The organism is Streptomyces sp. NPDC043878 (genome assembly GCF_056435735.1).
In genome coordinates this window covers 195,327-217,798 of sequence record NZ_JBWKDW010000003.1, presented here as the reverse complement: position 1 = coordinate 217,798, position 22,472 = coordinate 195,327, and the positions used below count along the sequence as shown (strand labels likewise).

The 22,472-nt window shown below is 70.1% G+C and carries 20 protein-coding genes, 3 tRNA genes and 2 pseudogenes; 6 read left to right on the top strand and 19 right to left on the bottom strand.

The features are described 5' to 3' along the window. Positions 1-247: 247 nt before the first annotated feature. The 5 genes from AC07AZ_RS06755 to AC07AZ_RS06735 form a co-directional block, all read right to left on the bottom strand. Positions 248-676 (bottom strand): MaoC family dehydratase, encoded by a 429-nt coding sequence (locus AC07AZ_RS06755; protein ID WP_478844531.1) that lies wholly within the window; start codon positions 674-676, stop codon positions 248-250. A 4-nt stretch (positions 677-680) separates the two neighbouring features. Continuing rightward, positions 681-1,133 (bottom strand): FAS1-like dehydratase domain-containing protein, encoded by a 453-nt coding sequence (locus AC07AZ_RS06750; RefSeq protein ID WP_478844529.1) that lies wholly within the window; start codon positions 1,131-1,133, stop codon positions 681-683. 166 nt (positions 1,134-1,299) lie between these two features. Further along, complete coding sequence (gene rpmG / locus AC07AZ_RS06745) at positions 1,300-1,464, bottom strand: 50S ribosomal protein L33 (RefSeq protein ID WP_003948671.1); 165 nt, start codon at positions 1,462-1,464, stop codon at positions 1,300-1,302. 90 nt (positions 1,465-1,554) lie between these two features. Continuing rightward, positions 1,555-1,627 (bottom strand) — tRNA-Met (locus AC07AZ_RS06740). Between the two features lie 46 nt (positions 1,628-1,673). Further along, positions 1,674-1,746, bottom strand: a tRNA-Thr gene (locus tag AC07AZ_RS06735). Between the two features lie 245 nt (positions 1,747-1,991). Between AC07AZ_RS06735 and AC07AZ_RS06730 the strand changes: the two genes are divergently transcribed. Both AC07AZ_RS06730 and AC07AZ_RS06725 read left to right on the top strand, forming a co-directional pair. Next, a complete protein-coding gene (locus AC07AZ_RS06730) occupies positions 1,992-3,332 on the top strand; it encodes an amidohydrolase family protein (protein WP_478844527.1) in 1,341 nt (446 codons plus the stop codon). A gap of 450 nt (positions 3,333-3,782) precedes the next feature. Continuing rightward, complete coding sequence (locus tag AC07AZ_RS06725) at positions 3,783-4,439, top strand: SDR family oxidoreductase (RefSeq protein WP_478844525.1); 657 nt, start codon at positions 3,783-3,785, stop codon at positions 4,437-4,439. Positions 4,440-4,457: 18 nt separating this feature from the next. On the opposite strand, the gene AC07AZ_RS06720 is transcribed toward AC07AZ_RS06725, so the two are convergent. The 5 genes and pseudogenes from AC07AZ_RS06720 to AC07AZ_RS06700 all read right to left on the bottom strand — a co-directional run bounded on the left by AC07AZ_RS06720 (position 4,458) and on the right by AC07AZ_RS06700 (position 8,884). Continuing rightward, positions 4,458-4,670, bottom strand: a complete 213-nt coding sequence (locus tag AC07AZ_RS06720; protein WP_478844523.1) for a hypothetical protein — start codon at positions 4,668-4,670, stop codon at positions 4,458-4,460. Positions 4,671-6,787: 2,117 nt separating this feature from the next. Beyond that, positions 6,788-7,009 carry a helix-turn-helix domain-containing protein gene (locus AC07AZ_RS06715; RefSeq protein ID WP_478844521.1) on the bottom strand — a complete coding sequence of 74 codons (222 nt, stop codon included), beginning with the start codon at positions 7,007-7,009 and terminating at the stop codon, positions 6,788-6,790. Continuing rightward, complete coding sequence (locus tag AC07AZ_RS06710) at positions 7,009-7,500, bottom strand: DUF2975 domain-containing protein (protein ID WP_478844519.1); 492 nt, start codon at positions 7,498-7,500, stop codon at positions 7,009-7,011. Before AC07AZ_RS06710 ends, AC07AZ_RS06715 begins: the two co-directional genes overlap by 1 nt. Before the next feature lie 196 nt (positions 7,501-7,696). After that, a pseudogene (locus AC07AZ_RS06705) lies at positions 7,697-7,810 on the bottom strand (IS5/IS1182 family transposase); the annotation flags it as partial. A 234-nt stretch (positions 7,811-8,044) separates the two neighbouring features. After that, positions 8,045-8,884: a patatin-like phospholipase family protein gene (locus AC07AZ_RS06700; RefSeq protein ID WP_478844517.1), complete on the bottom strand. Its 840-nt coding sequence runs from the start codon at positions 8,882-8,884 to the stop codon at positions 8,045-8,047. Positions 8,885-9,023: 139 nt separating this feature from the next. Between AC07AZ_RS06700 and AC07AZ_RS06695 the strand changes: the two genes are divergently transcribed. After that, positions 9,024-9,680, top strand: coding sequence for a TetR/AcrR family transcriptional regulator (locus tag AC07AZ_RS06695; RefSeq protein ID WP_478844852.1), 657 nt, complete (start codon positions 9,024-9,026; stop codon positions 9,678-9,680). A gap of 514 nt (positions 9,681-10,194) precedes the next feature. Here the strand turns inward: AC07AZ_RS06695 and AC07AZ_RS06690 are convergent. Beyond that, a complete protein-coding gene (locus tag AC07AZ_RS06690; RefSeq protein WP_478844515.1) occupies positions 10,195-11,412 on the bottom strand; it encodes a hypothetical protein in 1,218 nt (405 codons plus the stop codon). Positions 11,413-11,651: 239 nt separating this feature from the next. Between AC07AZ_RS06690 and AC07AZ_RS06685 the strand changes: the two are divergent. Then, positions 11,652-11,808: pseudogene (locus AC07AZ_RS06685) on the top strand (IS701 family transposase); the annotation flags it as partial. 331 nt (positions 11,809-12,139) lie between these two features. Here AC07AZ_RS06685 and AC07AZ_RS06680 read toward each other — a convergent pair. Then, positions 12,140-12,221 (bottom strand) — tRNA-Tyr (locus tag AC07AZ_RS06680). A 224-nt stretch (positions 12,222-12,445) separates the two neighbouring features. Between AC07AZ_RS06680 and AC07AZ_RS06675 the strand changes: the two genes are divergently transcribed. Next, the gene (locus AC07AZ_RS06675) at positions 12,446-12,934 is read left to right on the top strand and encodes a YajQ family cyclic di-GMP-binding protein (protein ID WP_356033349.1); all 489 of its coding nucleotides are present in this window, start codon (positions 12,446-12,448) and stop codon (positions 12,932-12,934) included. Positions 12,935-13,086: 152 nt separating this feature from the next. Here the strand turns inward: AC07AZ_RS06675 and AC07AZ_RS06670 are convergent, their stop codons facing one another. Continuing rightward, a complete protein-coding gene (locus AC07AZ_RS06670) occupies positions 13,087-13,353 on the bottom strand; it encodes a GlsB/YeaQ/YmgE family stress response membrane protein (RefSeq protein WP_478844513.1) in 267 nt (88 codons plus the stop codon). A gap of 197 nt (positions 13,354-13,550) precedes the next feature. On the opposite strand from AC07AZ_RS06670, the gene AC07AZ_RS06665 reads away from it, so the two are divergent. Further along, positions 13,551-14,825 carry an APC family permease gene (locus tag AC07AZ_RS06665; protein ID WP_478844511.1) on the top strand — a complete coding sequence of 425 codons (1,275 nt, stop codon included), beginning with the start codon at positions 13,551-13,553 and terminating at the stop codon, positions 14,823-14,825. A 466-nt stretch (positions 14,826-15,291) separates the two neighbouring features. On the opposite strand, the gene AC07AZ_RS06660 is transcribed toward AC07AZ_RS06665, so the two are convergent. The 6 genes from AC07AZ_RS06660 to nuoK all read right to left on the bottom strand — a co-directional run bounded on the left by AC07AZ_RS06660 (position 15,292) and on the right by nuoK (position 22,287). Continuing rightward, positions 15,292-15,684, bottom strand: coding sequence for a YccF domain-containing protein (locus AC07AZ_RS06660; RefSeq protein WP_478844509.1), 393 nt, complete (start codon positions 15,682-15,684; stop codon positions 15,292-15,294). After that, complete coding sequence (gene htpX / locus AC07AZ_RS06655) at positions 15,681-16,544, bottom strand: zinc metalloprotease HtpX (protein ID WP_478844507.1); 864 nt, start codon at positions 16,542-16,544, stop codon at positions 15,681-15,683. Before htpX ends, AC07AZ_RS06660 begins: the two co-directional genes overlap by 4 nt. 285 nt (positions 16,545-16,829) lie before the next feature. Further along, positions 16,830-18,329: an NADH-quinone oxidoreductase subunit N gene (locus AC07AZ_RS06650; protein WP_478844505.1), complete on the bottom strand. Its 1,500-nt coding sequence runs from the start codon at positions 18,327-18,329 to the stop codon at positions 16,830-16,832. Then, the gene (locus AC07AZ_RS06645) at positions 18,326-19,900 is read right to left on the bottom strand and encodes a complex I subunit 4 family protein (protein WP_478844503.1); all 1,575 of its coding nucleotides are present in this window, start codon (positions 19,898-19,900) and stop codon (positions 18,326-18,328) included. The genes AC07AZ_RS06650 and AC07AZ_RS06645 overlap by 4 nt, the downstream gene beginning before the upstream one ends. A gap of 6 nt (positions 19,901-19,906) precedes the next feature. Continuing rightward, complete coding sequence (locus AC07AZ_RS06640) at positions 19,907-21,901, bottom strand: NADH-quinone oxidoreductase subunit 5 family protein (RefSeq protein ID WP_478844501.1); 1,995 nt, start codon at positions 21,899-21,901, stop codon at positions 19,907-19,909. After that, the gene (gene nuoK, locus AC07AZ_RS06635) at positions 21,898-22,287 is read right to left on the bottom strand and encodes an NADH-quinone oxidoreductase subunit NuoK (protein WP_478844499.1); all 390 of its coding nucleotides are present in this window, start codon (positions 22,285-22,287) and stop codon (positions 21,898-21,900) included. Before nuoK ends, AC07AZ_RS06640 begins: the two co-directional genes overlap by 4 nt. Positions 22,288-22,472: the final 185 nt, after the last annotated feature.

The following is a 22,472-nucleotide window of genomic DNA, read 5'->3' as shown; positions in this document are numbered from 1 at the left end:
CGACAAGCCTCAGGCGACGGACGTGGGGTTCGAACGACAAGCCTCGGACGTCGGACGCGGGCCCTCGGGCGACGAGCTTCGGACGTGGGGCCTCGGACCGACGGGCCTCGGAGGGCCTCGGTTCGCCCAGACGGAACCCCCGCCTCACCCCAGACGTTCGGGCCGGTAGGGGGCGCAAAGCAGGTAAGGAGCGCCCCACCATGGAGGACGCCCCTTACTACCCCGCACGGCTTCACCCTGCGCCGGCTCAGGCCAGCCGTACGACCGCCCGGGACATGCCCAGCACCTTCTGCCCGGCGCTGGTCGCCGTGAGGTCCACGCGGACCGTGTTGTCGTCGAGCTTGACGGCGACCTTGCCGCTGACCTCGATCGTGGCGCCCTCGTCGTCGTTGGGGACGACCACGGGCTTGGTGAAGCGGACGCCGTACTCGACGACCGCGGCCGGGTCGCCGACCCAGTCGGTGACCACGCGGATCGCCTCCGCCATGGTGAACATGCCGTGCGCGATGACGTCCGGCAGTCCGACCTCCTTGGCGAACTTCTCGTTCCAGTGGATCGGGTTGAAGTCCCCGGAGGCGCCCGCGTACCGGACGAGCGTGGCGCGTGTCACGGAGAAGGTCCGCGCGGGCAGCTCGGTGCCGACCTCGACGTCGTCGTAAGCGATCTTCGCTGTCATCTGCTCACGCCTCCACGGCCGCGCGGGCCACCAGCTTGGTCCAGGCGGTCACGACGTGCTCGCCGGCCTCGTCGTGGACCTCACCGCGGATGTCCAGGATGTCGTTGCCCGCCATGGACTTGATCGCCTCGATGGTCGAGGTGACCGTCAGCCGGTCCCCCGCGCGCACCGGACGGGTGTAGGCGAACTTCTGGTCGCCGTGCACCACGCGGCTGTAGTCCAGGCCCAGCTGCGGGTCCTCGACGACCTGCCCGGCGGCCTTGAAACTGATCGAGAAGACGAAGGTCGGCGGAGCGACGACGTCGGGGTGTCCGAGCGCCTTGGCGGCCTCGGGGTCCGTGTACGCCGGGTTGGCGTCACCCACCGCCTCCGCGAACTCGCGGATCTTCTCCCGGCCCACCTCGTAGGGCTCGGTGGGCGGGTAGGTCCGCCCCACGAAGGACTGGTCGAGCGCCATGGCTCGGCACCTCCTGCTGTCTCCGGTGGCCGACCCGTACCTGAGGTCTGCCGTGATGGAACTGCCGTGATCGACGTGTAGTCGGTCGGAACCGGTCGGTAACCGGCACCGAAACGACATGAGGCCGCCCCCCGACTGGGGGGGCGGCCTCATGTACGAGCCTGAATTATCGCGTTTCGCGGTGCGCGGTGTGCGCATTGCAACGCGGGCAGTGCTTCTTCATCTCCAGTCGGTCCGGGTTGTTACGCCGGTTCTTCTTGGTGATGTAGTTCCGCTCCTTGCACTCCACGCAGGCCAGCGTGATCTTCGGGCGGACGTCGGTGGCAGCCACGTGAGTGCTCCTTGACGAACGGATGGGACAGGGTTCAACGCATGAAGAGTAGCCGATCGAAGGACCGACCCCGCAATCGGCTACTGTCAGTAGCGGTGACCGGACTTGAACCGGTGACACAGCGATTATGAGCCGCTTGCTCTACCGACTGAGCTACACCGCTGTGATGCGGTCGGTTCCCGTCTCGCGACGGGAACCTCACACACCAGAGCCCCAATACGGAATCGAACCGTAGACCTTCTCCTTACCATGGAGACGCTCTACCGACTGAGCTATTGGGGCGAGCGATGAAGACATTACACGCTCGGCCGCCGTTCGCCCAAATCCGTTTCGGGGCCGCCGCCGGGGCCCGTTCCACGGACGTTCCCGGGCACCCCGTACGCCTCTCACGCAGCTCACGTCACGGTGGGCCACATCAGTACGACTATTGATCTCCTCCCGGAACGGGCCGGGTCGTCACCCTAGGCTCGACTCACTCTGCGTGATCTTGCGTCCCCCTGCGAGCAGTCCCCGAGCCCTGGAGCGCGATGCCCGACAACCAGCCGCAGCCGCCCCGTTGGTCACCGGACCCGTCCTCGTCCACCTCGGGGGGACCGGGCGCGCCCAGAGCGGTTGGTTCCTCGGGATCGTCGGGCGCGTGCGGGGCACCGGGTTCCGCCGGCCGGGCGGACGGGGCGGCCCTGCTGCTGTGCGGCGCCCGGCTCACCGACGGCCGGCGGGTGGACGTACGGCTGGGCGGCGGGCGCATCGAGGCGGTCGGCACGGCCGGCAGCCTGGCGGCGGGCGGAGCACGGGGGCGCGGCACGCGCGTGGACCTCACCGGCTACCTCCTGGTCCCCGCCCCGGCGGAGCCGCACGCCCACAGCGACACCGCGCTCGCCGCCGACGACGGGCCGGTCTCCTACGACGCCGAGGACGTCCAGCGCCGGGCCACCGAGGCCGCTCTGCTGCAACTCGCCCACGGCGCGACCGCGTTGCGGGCCCACGTACGCGTCGGCGACGTCCAGGGCCTGGGCACGCTCGCCGCCGTACTGCGGGCCGGGCGTTCGCTGCGCGGGCTCACCGAACTCACGGCCGTCGCGATGCCGAGGGTGCTGACCGGAGTGGCCGGGGCCGACGGGCTCGCCATGCTGCGGGAGGCGGTGAAGATGGGCGCCGCCGTGGTGGGCGGCTGCCCCGACGCGGACCCCGATCCGACGGGATACGTGGAGGCCGTCCTGGAGGTCGCGTCCGAGCACGGCTGCCCCGTCGACCTGCACACCGACGGCACCGACCCGGCCCGCATCGCCCGGATCGCCGCGATGGCCGGCGGCCTGCGGCCCGGCGTGACGCTCGGCCCCTGCGGCGGCCTCGGGCGGGTGCCCGCCGAGGTCGCGGCACGGACCGCGGACCAGCTCGCGGCGGCCGGGGTCGCGGTCGTGTGCCTGCCCCAGGGCGGCTGCGGCGCCGTCGACCGCCGCGGCACGGCTCCGGTACGGCTGCTGCGTACGGCCGGAGTGCGCGTCGCCGCCGGCAGCGGCGCCCTGCGCGACACGTCTAACCCGGTGGGCCGGGGTGACCCGTTCGAGGCGGCCTACCTGCTGTCCTCCCGCCACGGACTGCGCCCCGAGGACGCGTACGACACGGTGAGTTCGTCGGCCCGGACCGTGCTGGGGCTGCCCGAGGTACGCGTCGAGGCCGGTTTCCCGGCCGAACTTCTCGCGGTGCGCGGCGACGGACTGGCGAGCGCGCTGTCCCTGGCCTACAGCAGGATCGTCGTCCACCAGGGGCGGGTGGTGGCGCGGACGAGTGCGGTACGGGAGTACTGCGGCTCGGCCACAGCGGCGGAGTCGGGCCTGCCACGGCAGGGGCGCGGCGAGGTCTCCTGAACGGGGCCGAGCGGGGGCGGCGCGGGCCCGAGCGGGGGCGGCGCGGGCCCGGGTGGGGGCGGCGCGGGCCCGGGTGGGGGCGGCGCGGGCCCGGGTGGGGGCGGCGCAGGCCCGGGTGGGGGCGGCACGGGCCCGGGTGGGGGCGGCGCGGGCCCGGGTGGGGGCGGCGCAGGCCCGGGTGGGGGCGGCGCAGGCGCGAACCGCCGCGTGGGCGAAGTGTCGGGGTTGGTCGGCAGGCCGTGGTCGACCCGTTGCGGCGCTGTGGTCGACCCGTTGTCGGGCCGTCGTGAGGCCGTCGTCGGGCCGTCGTGAGGCCGTCGTGAGGCCGTCGTGAGGCCGTCGTCGGGCCGCCCTCGGGCCGTCGTCGAGGCGCGGGAGGGCGAAGGCGGCCTCCCGGACACGTCCGGAGCCGTGCGGCGGGCGGGGCCGTCCGGGCGTACGGTCGGAGGCATGCGCATTGTCATCGCTGGTGGACATGGTCAGATCGCGCTGCGGCTGGAGCGCCTGCTCGCCGCACGCGGATACGAGGTCGCGGGCTTCATCCGCAAGGCCGAACAGAGCGACGACCTGCGGGAGGCCGGCGCCGAACCGGTCCTGCTCGACCTGGAGTCGGCCTCGACCGAGGAGGTCGCGGCGCATCTGCGCGGCGCCGACGCCGCCGTCTTCGCGGCCGGCGCGGGCCCGGGCAGCGGGACCTCCCGCAAGGAGACGGTGGACCGCGACGCGGCGATCCTCTTCGCGGACGCGGCGGTCCGGGCTGGCGTACGCCGTCATGTGGTCGTGTCGTCCATGGGTGCCGATCCCGCGCACGAGGGTGACGAGGTCTTCGACGTCTACCTGCGCGCCAAGGGCGAGGCCGACGCTTACGTCAGCGGCCTCGACTCCCTCGACTGGACGATCCTGCGCCCGGGTTCACTGACGAACGACGCCGGCACCGGTCTCGTACGCCTCGAAGCGCACACCGGCCGCGGAGCCGTCCCGCGCGACGACGTGGCCGCCGTACTGGCCGAGTTGGTGGACACCACGGCGACGGCCGGCCTGACCCTGGAACTGGTCGGCGGATCGACGCCCGTCTCGGTCGCGGTCAAGTCGGTGGCGGGAAACTGACCTGACGTCACGGGCACCTCAGAAGAGGGACAGTTGCCCGGGGAACTCCGCGACCACATACCCGTCCAACGACGGCTGGACCGCCCCGAGTTCCGCCAGCCTGCGCGAACCGGGGCACGAGACGAGCTCCCCGCTCCCGCGCGCGCCGGGCGGGTCATGACGCGCGAACCGCCCGGCCACGACGGCGATTTCACGACGGCATTCCGGACAGCGTCTACGACGAGTGACCATGAGGCCAGTGTGCCTCGGGCGGGGGCGCACCCGGCGAGGTCGCGGCGGGGTGCGGGGAAACCGGGGGCGACGCCCCCCGTCGCGCTGCCGGGTGGCGCCCCGACGGCGGGTGTGCGGGGCGTTCGGGCGGGCAGCCGTGGAGGCCGGTCCCGACGGCAGCCGTGGAGGCCGTTGACGGCGGGCGTGCGGGGCGTCCGCCAGGACCTGTCCGGTCGATCGCGTCTGCCGGGCACCGTCCCTCCTACCGTCCGACCGTGAGCGCCCATCGAACGGGGGACGGAGCGGTTACGAAAACCGTGCCGCGTCCGCGGGCAGTCTTCAGGTTCAGCTCGTTGTAGGCACTACTGACTTCTCCTGCGACACATTCCAGGGGGAAGCTCAGGCCGACGGGTTTCACGGAGACGGTCAGCGTGCCCCGCCCCAGGCAGTTCACGGAAACGGAAAGCGTCCCAGCCTTGATTCCATCCGGAATATCAATTTCCCGATTTCCTTGAGCGTTAGCAACTCGGGCCAAAGCATCTCCGTTCAGGGGAACCGGAGCTTTGGTCACGGTCTCCCCCGGAATGTGCTCGGACCGACCGGACGCCTCCTTGCTCGCCGACACCGAAGCGACAGGAAGGGGACTCCTATGCGCCGTCGGGCTGCCGTTGCCCTGGTCGCTGGTGCAACCGGTGAGAACGACCGCCGCGACCGCGCCGGCTACCGCGACAAACCTCAGCTTTCCCACAGGGACCAGCCCGCCTTCATGGCTGGCTGACAACTGTGCACTTCGTCGAAGTCGTGCGGTTTCGGTGGGGCATGTAACTCTCACCCGTGACCTTCAATCGGTAGACGCCATACCTGGCGTTCGTGGTCGTGTGCGCCGGAGTGTCGACCGAAACCGTGGTGCCGGGCTTGGCCTTGCCGGTCACCTCAGAGGTGAAGGTCGATTTCGCGGTTCGGGAGGTGCCGTTGCCGAGTCATCATCTACAGCCGTCACGGACGGTGAGGGCGTCGGGGTCCCGTCAGCCGCGAATGCGGGACCGGTAAGTGCCGTGCACAGCAAGAGCGACGTCAAGACAAGAAGGACAGCACGCCGTACAGGTATATTCACAAAAAGCCCATCCGGTGAGGACTGCCCTCTCGGTGGTTCTGATAGATGGACCCTATGTCAGGGGCATGGCGGTACCTGAGATTCCGCTGATCTTCTGAGGTGGACTTGAGGTATCCGTTACCGACGCTGCCCACCTGACGTCCTCGGCGGGCGAGGCGTGAAAGCGTCTGCCCCGTCTCAAACCGCAAACGGAAAACGAGTCGGAGCCGTCGTACGGTCCGTGGATCCGTGATCGGTGACTGCGCCGCTCGCTGCGCAAGCCAGCCGGAGACTCGTGGTCCGCCGTTAGCAGCGTCGCCCTCCCGGACCGTACGAACGCATGCAAGCCCTGATCTAAAGGGCTGCCCCGCAATTCCTGGTGGATCAGCGCGCGGCGTCGGATGCGGTGCATCACAAGGCGGCGGGTCGTCCTCATACTGGGCGTATTCGGGCGATCCGACAACGCGGCGAGGTGCCGTAACTGTCGTCGTGCGCCCGCCGGGAATTGCGGGACAACCTGAGGTGGTACCGCTGGAGAGCCTCGTTCGTCGTCCGCGTCCAGCCGGACCGAAGCGGGCACCCCGCACGAGATACGAGGGGCCCGCTTCCGGTGGGCCCCGCTGGGGCTCCGGGAAAGAGCAGGCTGTTCGCCGTGCACGCCTTGCCGCGGCGGATCTCACCGCGGCCGCGGCCGGTGGCGTGGGTGCGGCCCTGCAGCGGGATCTGCTTCCGGGGAAGGCATTTGAGCTGCTTGTGAAGCCTCTTCTGGTTCCCTGTCGCGATCACGATGCACTGCGCGCCCCGGCCGAGCAGGTAGCCGGCGTGCTCGCGCTGGGTGTGGATGGCGTCGAGGGTCACGACCACGCCCGCCAGATCGGCGAGGGTCTCCGGCAGAGGCTGGAAGCAGGTGTCGCGGATCGCGAGGGTCGGGCACCTCGGCCAGACGCTCCCGCAGGCCCGGGATCTCCCCGGGTACGGCCCCGGCATGCTCGCGGAGTTGGTCAAACGCGAGCGGGATCGGCAGTGACGCGGCGGCAGGCACGGTTCATTCGTCCGCGGTGTCCTCGGCCTCCCAGCGAAGCAGATCGCCTGGCTGGCACTTGAGCACCTCGCAGAGCGCGGCGAGCGTCGCAAAGCGCACGGCCTTGGCGCGGCCGTTCTTGAGTACCGCCAGGTTGGCGGGCGTGATCCCTACGCGGTCTGCGAGTTCGCCCACGGACATCTTCCGCCTGGCCAGCATCACGTCGATGTCGACGGCGATCGGCATCAGATCACCTCGTCCAACTCGGCCTGCATCTGCGTCGCTTCGACGTCGCGGGCGACGGCCTGGGCGAGCAGCATCCGCAGCACGAGCACGATGAGTGCGACTCCCAGGATGGCCACGCCGATCCCGCCCATGATGAGGGTGACGCCCGGGTCGTCCCGCTGGCCGGGCGCGTTCACGGCCGTGACCGCGAACCACACGAGAGCAGCGGCAACGATCGCGCCGATGATGACGTCCACGTACCGGAAGGCGGCGTGGGAGAACACGGTTCCGCGTCGCACCATCGTCACCAGTCGCCATACGCAGACCAGGGCGACCTGGGCCGTCCCGATGCCCAGGATCGTGATCACGCGCAGCGGGGTCAGGGGGAGCGACCCGTCCTCCGGGTCGCTCCCGCTGACCAACGCCCACACCATCAGTGCCTGTACGAACACGGTGCCGGTGAGCACCACCACGAGCACGGCACGCAGCGCGCGCACTGTCAGCTTTCCCATGACCCATCCTCCATCGAGCTACGATGGGAATCTATCGAATCTCGATAGGTGAAGCAAGGGCAGGGTCGGGGGCGGGCGACGGTTTCACACCATGGCGGGATGCCGGCGCCCCCTCCCGCGGCTTGGCGCGACGTGAAGGTTTTCGATCTTGCCGAAGTCGACCTCGCCCAGCCACACATCGGACGCCATACGACTACGCCGAAGCCTTGCGCCATCGGGTGCCGAGAGCACGCCGGCGCTCCCTCGGTCGGGCGGCGAGGAAACGGAGGGCAGAGCTGGACACGTCGACGCCGGACAGGCGGACAGGCATGCGAAGCCCCTGGTGGAGACGGTTCTCCTGGTCGAAGACCCATCTACCAGGGGCTACATCCGCCTGTCAGGTCAATTGCCCAGCCGACGCAGGAGGTTGGAAAGGCTCAGTGCCTTCCGTTCTCAGTCGGGAGCTGGCCAGACGCAGGCCGAGGACGGCCTGGACGAGGCTCATGATCCGGGCGGTCGAGCATCACAGCTCGCAGCGGCTGACAACGTGCACTTTGACCGCACGTCATCCCTGCCAGCCGTCGGCCACCGAAGGGGCCAGCGCAATGGCCTGGGCGCGGCCCGCGCGGGCGGCAGCCGGTCGGCGCGTGTCGTCCGTCATGTTGCGGCCCATGATGCGGCGCGCAGCGCGGTCCGGGGACAGCACGATGACACGCGCCCCCTCGTCGGACAGTTCCGCGGCCTGCTGCGAGGCGCTCGGATGCGGCCCCACCGCCTGGGGGATCGGCACGACCGCCAGCACCCGGCGGTACCCGCGTGCGAGCTGGAGGTTGGCAGTCGAACGACTGCCACCATCCATCCAGCGCCGACCCGCTACGGTAACCGGCGGCCATACGACGGGCACGGCGCAGCTCGCCGCGACCGCTTCGAGGAGGGTCACTCCCGCGTGTGAGTCGAACAGCTCAAGTTGTCCGGTCTGCGCGTCGACTGCAGTGATCCGCAGCTCCCCCTCGGGCCAGTCGCGGACGTCGCCCAGAAGCGCGCCGACCGTATCGAACACGTCCGACTCCGGTCCGGTCCGGGTGCGTAGCGCTGCCCGGGCGAGGCGTTCGATGGACCGCTGGGGATCGCGGGAGCCGAGCGCCGCCCAGAGGAAGCGCGCCGTCTGGCGCGCCGTCACCGGCAGATGGACCGCGTCTGCTCCGGAGAGCTGGCGCTCGTACAGATCTGCAGCCGGGATGCCGGCCAAGAGCCGGGATCCGAAGACGGCACCGGCGGAGGTGCCAATCACCACGTCGGCGCTGCGGTGATCGATCCCGGCCTCGGAGAGCCCGGCGAGCACCCCTGCCAACCAGGCTCCACCCACCGGTCCGCCGCCCCCGAGCACGAGTGCGGTGTCGGACACGCTTCTCCCTCCCCGTGAACGACCGCGGACGTCCCGTCCGCAGAAACGAAACGGGGAGTGATCCCCGTTTACTCGCTTGACGATAGCATCCGTACCGGGGAGCACTCCCCGGTACGGAGGGCGGGAAGAGGGAGACATGATGGGCGACCGTCCGCCGGTAGGACGCCGCGATGCGCTGCGCAACCGGAAGCTGCTGACCGACAAGGCTCGCGAGGTCTTCGCCGAACAGGGCCTGAATGCCCCACTTGATGAGATCGCCCGGCGGGCGGGCGTCGGCAACGCCACTCTCTATCGCCATTTCCCGACCCGTGCCGCGCTCGTCGATGAGGTCTTCCGGGATGCACTCACCGAGACCACAGCGGCGGGAGAGCGGGCACGAACCGCCGAAGACGCATGGATGGGACTGACGGAGTACCTACAAACAGTGTTCGCCGGTCTGGCCGCAGACCGCGGCACCAACGACCTCATGACCACGAACCTGGAAGGCGTCACCTCCCTGGAGGCGATCCACGACCACAACCGCACAACAATCCAAGGACTGCTCCGGCGCGGCCAGGAGCAAGGCACCATTCGGGCAGACCTCACCGCCGAGGACCTGCTCCTCACCCTGGCAGCGCTGGGCCGGGCCGTTCCCGCGCTCACCACGGTCACCCCGGATGCTTGGCTCCGCCCACTCGCCCTGCTCCTCGACGGCCTTCGCGCCCACCCGGCCACGCCCCCGCTGCCCGCGCCGGCCCTCACTTCCGCCCAGCTCCGCAAGGTGCTGCTCAATCTGAGTCCGTACAGGCAGCGTTGAGCGGTTCCTGGCTCACACGGCTGTCCTGGTAGACCACTCCTTCACCAGGAACGTACTCGTCTCGACATCGCGATCGAGTTGGAAAAGGCTCAGCGTCACCTTCCGGAAACGGGGGGATGCCCACCCTGCGGCAAGGAGTCGTCCGGGCTGAACGTGGTGGGACCGACGGCGGCACGGCACACGAGATGCGCCATCTCAAGGCCCGCGCCAAGAAGGACTCCCGTCCAGGGCCTCTCCCGCCGCACTTCGTCCGCATGCTGCGGTGTCACAGGAATGTGCGGTGCCAGGGCTCTAACGGGGCGGCCAGCGGCGGTGACTCTGATATGCGTCAGCACCTTCGTTGAGTCGCCACGCCTAGTACTCCAGCGGTGTTCATGATCTTCATGGTTGAACGGATTGCCGCCGGTAGTAGCTGACCTGGATCGGGCTCGGTGGCGGCGTCGCCAGTGGGACCAGTCGAGAAGTCCGCAACGCGAATCAGCCCTGGAGCACAGTGAAGTGACCCGTCTCCGGGTCAGCCAGGGTGCCTGCTCAGGGCGTAGGCGATCTTCGCCAGTTGAGACCTCTTGGCTTTGGACGAGTAGGCGTACAGAAAGGGCCACTGGGGTCCGTCGAAAGTGGTCGGCGCCCACCCCATCTGCCGGGCAAGCCCTGAGCCCAACTGGTACGCCCCCGCCGCCATACCGGCGATACTCAGGGCGTTCCCGGGAGCCAGTACGAAGTCCACCGCCCCCGCCGCCAGGGCGATGCTGCCCACAGCCGTAGCCATAGGACGCTCACGCAGCTCGCTCAGAGGGCTGTGGAATCGTGCCGGGCTCACCGTGCGGCGCAGCTCGCGGATGATCAGGCCGTCGAGTTCACGCCGGGGATGGTGCCGGTACCGCTCGCAGACGTCCGCGATCCACCGGACCAGCTCCTGGCGGCCCCGCCCCCGGAGGAACGTGTCGAGATCGCGTGGGCCGGCATGGACGTCGAGGAGGCGCAGAACGTCGAGCAGTTGTACCGCCAGTTCGGCTGCCATATTCCGGGAAGGTGCTGTAGGGGCCTGCACTGGAGCGCCGTCAGCTGTTCGAGCCCGGGTGATCAGCCGGACGAAACGCCGGTCTGCCTGGCTGAGCAGCAGTGGGGCCCTGGCGCCCGAGAGTTCGAAGGCGGCGCCGTGATTGTAGGCAACGCGCAGGATCAGTTTGGCGACGTTGAAGGGCGCGCCGTCGGTGTACCGCCTCGCGGTCTCGAGCGTTCCTTCGGGGATACGACGTGCGGCGCCCGCACCGCGGTAGGCGTTGTACCAGTACGCGACCTGCCCCGGATCACGTGCCAGCCGCTCCGCCGCCAGCTCCTCACCGCGTTCGGGTGGCGCCGCGAGCACCCTGCGCTCGCTCTCCGGCAGCCCCTCGTCGTTGCGGAGGATGGACAGCAGCGCCCCGTCGATCTCGTTGTCCCAGCGGGCGTCCTCCCACGGATGCCCATCCCGGTGAGCACGGTCGGTCAGCCAGGGTTCGCGGGCCTGAACACGGATGAACCCCTGCTCGACGTAACGGACGAAGTGTTTCGCTGGGATCTGAGTTGCGTGGCGGATCAGCACGCTGGACGGGGCCCACAGATTGAGGGGCTGGCTGAGCGCGAGCAGGCTGTGGAGGTTCTGGTACCCCGGCTCGCCGTACTCGCTGATGTGACAGAAGGTCGGGAAGACCGAGCCTGCCGCACCGGGCGTACCAGCCGCGGCGGTCATGCGGCCGGGGCGCGGTGTGGGGTCGCGTCCACCCACTCGGCCATGCGCGTGGCGTCACTTAATTCCCGCCGCCGGAGGTGCTCCACGTCCGTGTTTCGCATGTATCCCCCTCGTATCCACCGGTGTTGGGGCCCACCTCGTGTTGAGAATACGCTGGCGGAGGGGTTTGGGGAGTAGTTGGCACTCCGGCGGCAGATCGTGATCCCGCCCGGGTCGAACCCCGGCGGTTAGTCGGGCGATTGGTGCTGCGACTGCTGTCGGACCTGCCGTGCAAGAACTGTTGGAAGATCGCGGAGTGGGCCGAGGATACGACCGCATGGCATGCAGTATCTGCAGTGCCGCGCGGCCTGGGACGCCGAGGCGATCCGCGCCGATGTGCGCGAGTACGTCGTGAAGAACCCCCTGGTGCACCTTCTGCCAGGCGGCCCGCGTACCCTGCTGAGCTGGTTGCCCTCGCGATCACCTCGGGGATTCGCCCACTGCCGTTCGCCCACCTGAGCATCGGAGGTTGGAGTACGCAGACGGCCGACGCTGCCGGCAGGGCGGAGCGCCAGCTTCCCGACCTGGCCCACGTGTGGCCCGAAAAACCCTGACCAGCTCCGAGATCCACGCGTCACAGCGTGAGACAAGTCACCCTGCTTCGATTCCGCTCGAAAGATCACACCGGAACATGAAGAGACCCCCTCCATACCGCGTTTCCGCAGTTGAGAGGGGGTCTTCCCCAGTGTGGCGGCGCCAGGATTCGAACCTGGGAAGGCTAAGCCGGCAGATTTACAGTCTGCTCCCTTTGGCCGCTCGGGCACACCGCCGGGGGTTGCTGCCCATCGAACCGACTTTCGGCGGTGCTCCGTGGCAACGACGTAAACGATACCCGATACGGAGGGGTGCTTCGCCACCTGATTGATCTGCGCTCGGAGGACCGTGGGTGGCTAGGCTTGTCCGGATGCGGCCCGGGCTACGCCGGGCTCGGCGGTCGCCCCCAGGTACGCCGATTCGCACCCGATACGCACCCCGATACAAGGAGCCACAGGACATGGCCGACTCCAGTTTCGACATCGTCTCGAAGGTCGAGCGGCAGGAGGTCGACAACGCCCTCAACCAGGCCGCCAAGGAGATCTCACAGCGCTACGACTTCAAGGGCGTGGGCGCCTCGATCTCCTGGTCCGGCGAGAAGATCCTCATGGAGGCGAACTCCGAGGACCGGGTGAACGCTGTCCTCGACGTCTTCCAGTCCAAGCTGATCAAGCGCGGCATCTCGCTGAAGGCGCTGGACGCGGGCGAGCCGCAGCTCTCCGGCAAGGAGTACAAGATCTTCGCGTCCATCGAGGAAGGCATCTCCCAGGAGAACGCGAAGAAGGTCGCGAAGATCATCCGCGATGAGGGCCCCAAGGGCGTGAAGGCTCAGGTGCAGGGCGACGAGCTGCGGGTCACCTCCAAGAGCCGCGACGACCTGCAGGCCATCATCGCCCTGCTGAAGGGCAAGGACTTCGAGTTCGCCCTGCAGTTCGTGAACTACCGGTAGCCGGTGGTTCACGCCGGCGCGCGTACGAGGAAGGGTGGGCACCCGGCGATCCGCCGGCGGGTGCCCACCCTTCTTGCCTGCCGGCCGCAGCGGAGAAGATTCCCCCCTCGGTCGCGCTCAGGCGTGCTGGGCCGCGAACGAGGACCGGTTTCTCAGTCGCGTGAGTTGCCGAACAGGAGGCGGTAGGCGATCAGGAGGACGAGTGAGCCACCGATCGCAGCCGCCCAGGTGGCACCGTCGTAGAAGTGCTTGCTGACCGGGTGGTCCAGCCAGCGGGCCGAGATCCAGCCGCCGATGAACGCGCCCGCGACACCGATGAGAGTGGTTCCGATGAAGCCACCGGGGTCCCGGCCGGGCAGCAGCACCTTGGCGATGGCTCCGGCGAGCAGTCCCAGGATGATCCAGCTGATGATGCTCATGCGGTGAACCTGCCCTCTCGTGCTGTGCCCGCACTGTCCGGGCGCTGTGATTTCGGTCCGGACAGGCCGTGCCCGTGGCTCGGGCGCCCTGCTCGTCGCGCGTGCGCACCGTCGCTCGCGCGCTTGTTCGTGTCGTGTCGAGGAAGAGGACGTCGGGCCGACACCCGGCGGTTGCACCGGTCAGTAGGGTGCGGCGCATGAGTCTCTCGGGCGCCGGACTGCGGCGCACGCTGGGCGTCGGCGACGCCGTCGTCATCGGGCTCGGCTCGATGATCGGGGCCGGGATCTTCGCCGCGCTGGGGCCGGCGGCGCGCGCGGCCGGCTCCGGGCTGCTGCTCGGGCTCGCGCTGGCCGCCGTGGTCGCCTACTGCAACGCCACGTCGTCGGCCCGGCTGGCCGCTCTGTACCCGGCTTCGGGCGGCACCTATGTGTACGGGCGCGAGCGGCTCGGCGCGTTCTGGGGTTATCTGGCGGGCTGGTCGTTCGTGGTGGGCAAGACGGCCTCCTGCGCGGCCATGGCACTGACCGTGGGCGCCTACGTGTGGCCCGGTCAGGCGCACGCGGTGGCGGTCGCCTCGGTCGTGGCCCTGACCGCGGTGAACTACGGCGGTATTCAGAAGTCCGCCTGGGTGACCCGGGCGATCGTGGCGGTCGTCCTGGCTGTCCTCGCTTCCGTGGTCGTGGTCTGTCTGGGGTCCGGGGCCTCCGACGCCGGGCGGCTGGACGGCGGAGCCTCGGGAGGTGCGGACGGGGTGCTGCAGGCGGCCGGTCTGCTGTTCTTCGCGTTCGCCGGATACGCGCGCATCGCGACCCTGGGCGAGGAGGTGCGGGATCCGGCGCGCACCATCCCGCGCGCGATCCCGCTGGCGCTCGGGATCACGCTGGTGGTGTACGCGTGTGTGTCGGTGGCTGTCCTTTCCGTGCTGGGGGCCGGGGGTCTCGGTGGTGCGGAGGCGCCGCTGGCCGAGGCGGTGCGGGCGGCCGGGGCGCCCTGGCTCGTGCCGGTGGTGCGGGTGGGTGCGGCGGTGGCCGCGCTGGGCTCGCTGCTGGCTCTGATTCTTGGTGTGTCACGGACCACGCTGGCCATGGCGCGGGACCGGCATCTGCCGGGTGCGCTGGCCGTCGTCCATCCGCGGTTCCAGGTGCCGTACCGGGCGGAGCTCGCGGTCGGCGCGGTGGTCGCGGTTCTGTCGGCCACTGTGGACGTGCGGGGCGCGATCGGGTTCTCCTCCTTCGGTGTGCTGGCGTACTACGCGGTGGCCAACGCCTCGGCCTGGACGCTCGGGTCCGCTCCGGCGGTCCGGGTGGTGGCGGCGGTGGGGTTGTCGGGGTGTGTCGTGCTGGCGTTCGCGCTGCCGGAGGCTTCGGTGGCCGCCGGTGTGGGAGTACTGGTGCTGGGCGGGATCGCGTACGGGGTGCGGTGGCTGCTGGGGCGGCAGGGCGGCGGCGCTGGGCCCGCTGCCGGTCGCTAGACGGCCGGCCGGCGGGCGGACGGCAGTCGGTAGGCGGGCAGCATCGGCAGGCGGGCGGACGGTAGACGGTCAGTCGGTAGGCCGACGGGCGGTGGGCGGCCGGTCGGCGGGCCGACGGTCAGTAGGTAGCCAGTTGGTAGGCCGACGGCCGGTAGAGGGCCGGTCGGCAGGTGGGAAGGATGCGGCGGCCCCTCAGGGAATTCGTCCCTCAGACGGGCTGTGCAGCGGCTGCGGGTATGCGGAACTCCGCTCCGGCGTCCCGCCGTACGCCCAGTGTTGTCGGCAACTGCTCGATCTCGGTCATGGATTCATCATGCGGGACTGCGCCGACCGGCAGGCCGGCCTGTGGACAACCGTCGTGCTGTGGAAAACCAGGCTGTGGAAAACCTCTGGGTTGTGGACAAGCAGCGTCTGCCGCAGGGGCGCCGTAGGCAGGAAGGTGGGCCGTGACGGCGAGAGTCGGCGGTCAGCGGGTCGCGAACGGCTCGTCCGTGCGGACGATTTCGCGGCCCAGCGGGAGCAACGACACCGGCAGCAGCTTGAAGTTGGCGATGCCGAACGGGATACCGATGATCGTGAGGCACAGGGCGATGCCCGTGACGATGTGGGCGAGCGCCAGCCACCAGCCCGCCAGGACCAGCCACAGGACGTTGCCCACACAGGAGGGGGCGCCGGCGTCGCGGCGCTCGACCGTCGTGTACCCGAAGGGCCACAGGGCGTAGACGCCGATACGGAATGCGGCGATGCCGAAGGGGATGCCGATGACCGTGAGGCACAGCAGCAAGCCGGCGGCCAGGTATCCGAGGAACAGCCAGAAGCCGCTCAGGACGAGCCAGATGACGTTCAGGATGGTTTTCACTGGGGTCGACCTGCCATTTTCTCGAGGCGGGCGATACGCTCCGCCATCGGCGGGTGCGTCGAGAACATCTTGGAGATGCCCTGGCCCGGGCGGAACGGATTCGCGATCATCATGTGACTCGCCGTCTCGATCCGTGGCTCCGGGGGCAGGGGGAGTTGCTTGGTGCCGTGTTCGAGCTTGCGCAGGGCGCCGGCCAGGGCGAGCGGGTCGCCGGTGAGCTGGGCGCCGGAGGCATCGGCCTCGTACTCCCGGGAGCGGCTGATGGCCATGCGGATGAGGCCGGCGGCGAGCGGGCCGAGGATCATGACGAGCAGCATGCCGAGGAGGCCGGGGCCGTCGTCGTCGTCCGAGCGGCCGACCGGGATCAGCCAGGCGAAGTTGACCAGGAACATGATCACTGAGGCGAGAGCACCGGCGACCGACGAGATCAGGATGTCGCGGTTGTAGACGTGGCTGAGTTCGTGGCCGATGACGCCGCGCAGTTCGCGTTCGTCAAGGAGTCGCAGGATGCCTTCGGTGCAGCACACGGCGGCGTTGCGCGGGTTGCGGCCGGTCGCGAAGGCGTTGGGGGCCTCGGTCGGGGAGATGTAGAGGCGGGGCATGGGCTGACGGGCCTGGGTGGAGAGTTCGCGGACCATGCGGTACAGGGCCGGGGCTTCGAACTCGCTGACCGGTCGCGCGCGCATCGCGCGTAGAGCCAGCTTGTCGCTGTTCCAGTACGCGTACGCGTTGGTGCCCAGGGCGACCAGGACCGCGATGATGAGCCCCACGCGGCCGAAGAAGCTGCCGATGAGGATAATGAGTGCGGACAGTCCCCCGAGGAGTACTGCGGTCCTGAGCCCGTTGTGCCGGCGGTGCACGGTACGCCCTCCAAGTGGTGCGGCAGGGGGACCCTTTGCCTGCTGATCCTGTTCGTCGATCTCCGTCTGCCACCGGTGCCGTGGTGTCACGTCCAGTGGACTCTCCCGTACCGGTCAACGCGAGGCGGGGACCACTAGTTCCCTTGTGCGTACGGCGGCGCGCGTCGTCCGTCCGGGTGACGGCGGCGGCGTGAGGCACGCGCGCGTGGCGCTTCGGGTGCCCCCACGCGCGTGCCGACAGCACCGGGGGCGGGGAGCCGTGCCCGGGTCGGGTGGGCCGGGGGGTCAGAAGAGTCCGGTGTCGGCGAAGCGCAGGGCGAGCTGGGGCGCTCCGGAGAGGGCGACGCCGAGGAACGCGGTCAGGGTGATCGCGGCCGTGAGGGGGGCGGGGACGCGGTGCCGGACGGGTTCGCCCTCCGGGGCCCGGAACAGCAGGGCCGTCCACTGGAGGTAGTAGAAGAGGGCGATCACGACGTTGACGGCCATGACCACGGCGAGCCAGCCGAGGCCCGCGTCGACGGCGGCGGAGAAGACGGTGACCTTGGCGAAGAGGCCGATGATGCCCGGTGGCAGTCCGGCGAGGCAGAGCAGGAAGAAGGCCAGGAGGAGGGCCGCGAGGGGGTTGGAGGCGTAGAGGCCGCGGTAGTCGGCGATGCGGTTGAGGGTCCTCGTACGGCCCACCAGGGCGGCCACGGCGAAGGCGCCGAGGTTCACGCAGGCGTACATGAGGGCGTAGGCGACGGTGGAGCCGATCGACTTCTCGGCGTCCTCGGAGTACCCGGCGGCGGCGATGGGGACCAGCAGGTAGCCGGCCTGGCCGACGGAGGACCAGGCGAGGAGGCGTACCGCGCTGTACGCGCGCGTGGCCTGTTGGCGCAGGGCGCCGACGTTGCCGACGGTCATGGTCAGGGCGGCCAGCGCCGCGAGTGCCGGTCCCCAGACGTCGGCGTACGACGGGAGCGCGACGACGGTGACGAGGATCAGGCCGGAGAAGCCGACCGCCTTGCCGACGACCGACAGGTAGGCGGCGATCGGCAGGGGCGCCCCCGCGTAGGTGTCGGGCACCCAGAAGTGGAAGGGCACGGCGGCCGTCTTGAAGGCGAAGCCGATCAGGGTGAGGACGACGCCGGTCTGGGTGAGGGTGTGCAGCTGCCCGTCGACGTGCTGGATGCGGTCGGCGATGCGGGTGAGGTAGAGGGTGCCGGTGGCGGCGTACACGAAGCTGATGCCCATGAGACTGACCGCGGTGGCGGTGACCGAGGAGAGGAAGAACTTCAGGGCCGCCTCGGAGGACCTGCGGTCCCCCTGCCTCAGGCCGACGAGGGCGAAGGCGGGCAGGGAGGCGACTTCCAGGGCGACGACGAGCGTGGCGAGGTCGCGGGAGGCGGGCAGGAGGGCGGCGCCGGCCGCCGAGGAGAGCAGCAGGAACCAGTACTCCCCTTCGGGCAGCCGCTTGTCGTCGTCCTTGAGGGTGGTGACCGACAGCAGGGCGGCGAGGAGGGCGCCGCCGAGGACCAGGAGCTGGATGACGAGGGTGAAACGGTCCGCCGTGTAACTGCACACGTCGGCTTCGCCGTTCGCGCAGAAAGTGCTGCGGTCGCCGTCCAGGAGGGGCAGCAGCAGGAGCGCGGAGCCGGCGAGGCCCGCGACGGACACCCAGCCGAGGACGGCCTTGGCGGCCTTTCCGACGAACAGGTCGGCGACGAGGACGACGAGTCCGACGGCCGCCGTGACGGTGGGCGGCGCGATGGCGAGCCAGTCGACGGACTGGACGACGGAGCTCATCGGGTGCCTCCTGCGAGAAGTTGCTGCACGGCCGGGTCGGTCAGCCCGAGCAGTGCCCTGGGCCACAGGCCGGCGACGACGGTGAGCACGACGAGCGGGGTCCAGGCCGCGAGCTCGTAGGCGTGGACGTCGGCGATCGTCGGGCCTTCCTGGGGGGCGGCGCCCATGCACACGCGGCGCACCACCACGAGCATGTACGCGGCGGTGAGCAGGGTGCCGAACGCGCCGATCGCCATGAAGGTCAGGAAGGCGGGGCGGCTGAGGGCGGCCGCGGGGTTGAACGCGCCGAACAGCGCCAGCATCTCGCCCCAGAATCCGGCGAGGCCGGGCAGGCCGAGGGAGGCGACCGCGGCGAACGCGAGCAGGCCGCCGAGACGCGGGCTCCTGCCGTACAGGGCGGCGCCGGTCTTGTCGGCGAGGGTGTCGAGGTCGGTGGTGCCGGTGCGGTCCTTGAGGGCGCCGACCAGGAAGAAGAGGAGGCCGGTGATGAGTCCGTGGGCGATGTTGGCGAACAGGGCCCCGTTGACGCCGGTAGGGGTCATGGTGGCGATGCCGAGCAGGACGAAGCCCATGTGGCCTACCGAGGAGTAGGCGATGAGGCGTTTGAGGTCGCCCTTCGCCCCCTGTTTGGCCAGGGCCAGGCAGGCCAGCGATCCGTAGATGATGCCGACGACGGCGAAGGCGGCCAGGTAGGGCGCGAAGGTGCGGAAGCCGTCCGGCGCCACCGGGAGGAGGATCCGGACGAACCCGTACGTTCCCATTTTCAGCAGGACGCCGGCGAGCAGGACCGAGCCGACCGTCGGGGCGGCGGTGTGGGCGTCGGGCAGCCAGCTGTGCAGGGGCCACATCGGGGTCTTGACTGCGAGGCCGATCCCGATCGCCAGAACGGCCGTGACCTGCACGGATGTGGTCAGCGAGGAGCCGTTGTCAGTGGCGAGTGCCACCATGTCGAATGTGCCCGCCTTGATTCCGATCAGGAGCAGGCCGAGCAGCATGACGACGGAGCCGAGCAGGGTGAAGAGGATGAACTTCCAGGCGGCCTGAGTTCGTTGGGCACCGCCCCAGCGGGCGATGAGGAAGTACATCGGGATGAGGACCGTCTCGAAGGCGAGGAAGAAGAGGAGCAGGTCGAGGACGGCGAAGGTGGCGAGGGTGCCGGACTCGAGGACGAGCACGAGAGCGACGAACGCCTTGGGGGACGGGCCCGAGGGCGTCTTGAAGTAGGAGTAGAGCGCGCAGAGGAAGGTCAGCAGCGCGGTCAGGACCAGAAGGGGGAGGGAAATGCCGTCGGTGCCCAGGTGGATGCGCACGTCGAGTGCGGGGATCCAGCTGATGTCGGTCGTGGCCTGCATCTTCGACGGATGGTCGTGGTCGAAGCCGAGCGCGAGGACGATCGCCGCGATGAGGACCACGCCGGTGACGGTCACTCCGTGCCGCAGCACGGCCTGCTCGGGCGACTTCCCCTTCAGTCCGGGCGGGGCCGGCAGGAGAGCGGCGACCGCCCCCAGGAGCGGGCCGACCACGATGAACGCCAGAAGAAACTGCATCACGGACTCGTTGATATCGATCACGCCTGCTCACGCTCCGGTGGCGACGAGGACGGCGGCGACCGCGAGGACGACGGTGCCGGCGAGCAGCGCGCTCACATAGGTCTGCACATTGCCTGTCTGGGCCCGTCGTACGGCGGCGCCGAGCCAGCGGGGCAGGGCGCCCGCGCCGCGCACGTAGGTGTCGACGACCTCGCGGTCGAGGAACCGGACCAGTGTCGCCGCGGCCTGTACCGGGCGGACGAAGACGGTCGAGTACACGGCGTCCAGGTGGAAGCCGGCGGCCGCGTGCCGGTGCAGCGGGCCGAGCAGGAGGCGGCCGGGGTCGGCCGGGTCGGGGGCGTACGCCACGTCTCCGTAGGCCGGTTCGTGGCTGGCGATGGCCTCGGCCTCGACCAGTCCGGCGTCACCCTCCGGGTGGGCCGCGACGGCGCCCAGGGGGACGCGGGCCGCGGCGGCACGGGTGTGGCGCCAGGCTCCGTAGGCGACGATCCCGCCGATCAGGGCCACACCCGTACCAAGGACGGAGGTGGTGAGGGCGGGGGTCAGGTCGCGGCCGTCGAACCAGTCGGGGAGCGTGCGGTAGGCGAACCCGCCGAAGGCGAGGGACGGGACGGCGAGCACCCACAGCACCACGGTCATGGTGAGGGGCTGGCGGCCGTGGTCGGGGACTTCGGTGCCCTGACCGCGGAAGGTGAGCAGCCACAGGCGGGTCGCGTACGCGGCCGTGAGGAGCGCGGCGACGAGGCCGGCGACCAGCACGGTCCAGCCGGCCGCGCCGGGTGCGTGTTCGGTGTGTCCGGTGGCCACGTGCTCGGCGGCCCCGAGGACGGACTCCTTGGAGAAGAAGCCGCTGAACGGGGGGATCGCGGCGAGCGCGAGGAGCGCCACGGTCATCGTCCAGTAGGCGTCGGGGACGCGGTCGGAGAGGTGACGCATGCGGGACATCGCGGCGAGCGAGTTGGTGCCGGTGGCGTGGATGATCACGCCGGCGGCGAGGAACAGCAGGGCCTTGAAGGCGCCGTGGGACAGGAGGTGGAAGACGGCGGCGCCGCGGTCGCCGACGGCGAGGGCACCGGTCATGTAGCCGAGCTGGCCGATCGTCGAGTAGGCGAGGACCCGCTTGATGTCGTCCTGGGCGAGCGCGGCGAGTCCCGAGCCGACCATCGTGACGGCCGCCATGACCGCGAGGACGATCATCGCCGCTGAGGAGGACTGGAAGACGGGGAGGAGGCGGGCGACGAAGTAGACGCCGGCGGCGACCATGGTCGCCGCGTGGATCAGCGCGGAGACGGGGGTGGGGCCCGCCATCGCGTCGGGCAGCCAGGTGTGCAGCGGGAACTGCGCCGACTTGCCCGCCACGCCGGCCAGGAGCAGCAGGACGACGGGCGTCGGGTGGTCGAGGCCACCGCTCGCGACGGTGCTCAGCACCTTCGTGATGCGGAACGAGCCGGCGTCGGTGGCGAGGGCGAACAGGCCGATGAGGAAGGGGACGTCGCCGAGTTTGGTGACCAGGAACGCCTTGATGGAGGCGGCGCGGGCCTCCGGGGTCTCCCAGTAGTGGCCGACCAGGAAGTACGAGCAGATGCCCATGATCTCCCAGCCGACCAGCAGCACGATCAGGTCGCCGGAGTACACGACGAGCAGCATCGCGGAGGTGAAGAGGGAGACGAGAGCGGCGTACGAGGGGTAGCGCGGGTCGTCGCGCAGGTAGCCCGTCGAGTAGATCTGCACGCAGGTGGCGACGAACCCGACCACGACGGCGACGAGGGCGGCGAAGCCGTCGATGTGCAGGGCGAGTTCGATCGGGACCGAACCGGTGGGCGTGAGTTCGGTGGCGGAGTCGATGGCCTGGTCGCCGCCCTGGCGGACGGCGACCACCACGGCCAGCGCGAACGCTCCGAGGGCCGGCAGGACGGCGAGGGGGCGGACGAAGCCGGGGGCCGTGCGGCCCAGGAGCAGGCCGGCCACGGCGCCCAGGAAGGGCAGGAGGGGGACGAGGACGGCGAGGGTGGTCGTGGTCACGCGGTGGCCTCAGCCTTCTCGGCGGTCGTCCCGGTCTCGGCGTCGCCGTCGGCCGCGTCCGACTCGTGGCCCTCGGCGGTTTCGCGGAGCCGGTCGATGTCCGCGGTGCCACGGGTGCGGTGCACGGCGAGGACGATCGCCAGACCGATGCCGATCTCCGCGGCGGCGATGGCGATGGTGAACAGCGTCAGCGCCTGACCGGAGTGGAGGGTTTCGTCGGCGGCCTTGCTGAGCCAGACGTCGAAGGCGACCAGGTTCAGGTTGACGGCGTTGAGCATCAGCTCGACCGACATCAGGACCAGGATCGCGTTGCGGCGGGCGAGGACGCCGTACAGGCCGGTACAGAACAGAAGGGCGGCGAGCACGGCGGGATAGACGAGGTGCATCAGCGTGCCCCTTCGTTGTCGGCTTTGCCTGTCCCGTCGGGAGGGGAGGTCCGCTGGGTGGGACCGGTCGCTGCGGTGCTGGTCCCGGTGGAGCCGCTGGGGCCGGTGGAGCCGCTGGGGCCGGTCGCTGCGGTGTCGGTCGCTGCTGCGCCACGCCCGGTGGTGCCGGTGGTGCCGGTCCCGGC